The organism is Streptomyces sp. NRRL B-1140, from assembly GCF_001280065.1.
Lineage (GTDB): Bacteria > Actinomycetota > Actinomycetes > Streptomycetales > Streptomycetaceae > Streptomyces.
In genome coordinates this window covers 1-1,143 of the sequence record NZ_LGEA01000156.1, presented here as the reverse complement: position 1 = coordinate 1,143, position 1,143 = coordinate 1, and the positions used below count along the sequence as shown (strand labels likewise).

1 pseudogene is annotated in these 1,143 nt (G+C 69.6%); it reads left to right on the top strand.

The window, feature by feature from the left end:
* Nucleotides 1–1,143: pseudogene (locus tag ADK65_RS34475) on the top strand (alpha-1,4-glucan--maltose-1-phosphate maltosyltransferase); the annotation flags it as partial.

The window sequence follows — 1,143 nt, the reverse complement described above, 5'->3', positions numbered from 1 at the left end:
CTGGCCCGGCACCCGCTGCGGGACCTGGTCACCAGCAGCGAGCCGCTGCCGCTGCTCGTGGAGCGCGAGCGGGCCCTGTACGGCTCCTGGTACGAGTTCTTCCCCCGCTCCGAGGGCACCCCCGAGCAGCCCCACGGCACCTTCCGCACCGCCGCGCGCAGACTGCCGGCGATCGCCGCGATGGGCTTCGACGTGGTCTACCTGCCGCCGATCCACCCCATCGGCACCACCTTCCGCAAGGGGAAGAACAACACCCTCTCCCCCGGCCCCGACGACGTCGGCGTGCCCTGGGCGATCGGCTCGCCCGAGGGCGGCCACGACGCCGTCCACCCCGACCTGGGCACCCTGGAGGACTTCACCTGGTTCGTCGGGCAGGCCCGGGAGCTGGGCATGGAGGTGGCGCTGGACTTCGCCCTGCAGTGCTCCCCGGACCACCCCTGGGTGCACAAACACCCGGAGTGGTTCCACCACCGCCCCGACGGCACCATCGCCTATGCGGAGAACCCGCCCAAGAAGTACCAGGACATCTACCCCATCGCCTTCGACGCCGACATGGACGGCCTGGTCGCCGAGACCTGCCGGGTGCTGCGGCACTGGATGGACGCCGGGGTGCGGATCTTCCGGGTGGACAACCCCCACACCAAGCCGGTGGTCTTCTGGGAGCGGGTGATCGGCGAGATCAACCGCACCGACCCCGATGTGATCTTCCTGGCCGAGGCGTTCACCCGGCCGGCGATGATGCACACCCTGGCCCAGATCGGCTTCCAGCAGTCCTACACCTACTTCACCTGGCGCAACTCCAAGCAGGAGCTGACCGAGTACCTCACCGAACTGTCGGGTGAGGCCGCCTCCTACATGCGGCCCAACTTCTTCCCCAACACCCCCGACATCCTGCACGCCTACCTCCAGCACGGCGGCCGTCCCGCCTTCGAAGTCCGGGCCGTGCTCGCCGCGACCCTCTCACCGTCCTGGGGCATCTACTCCGGCTACGAACTGTGCGAGAACACCCCACTGCGCGAGGGCAGCGAGGAGTACCTCGACTCGGAGAAGTACCAGCTGCGCCACCGCGACTGGGAAGCCGCCGAACGCGAGGGCCGCACCATCGCCCCGCTGCTCACCCGGCTCAACACCGTCCGGCGCGAG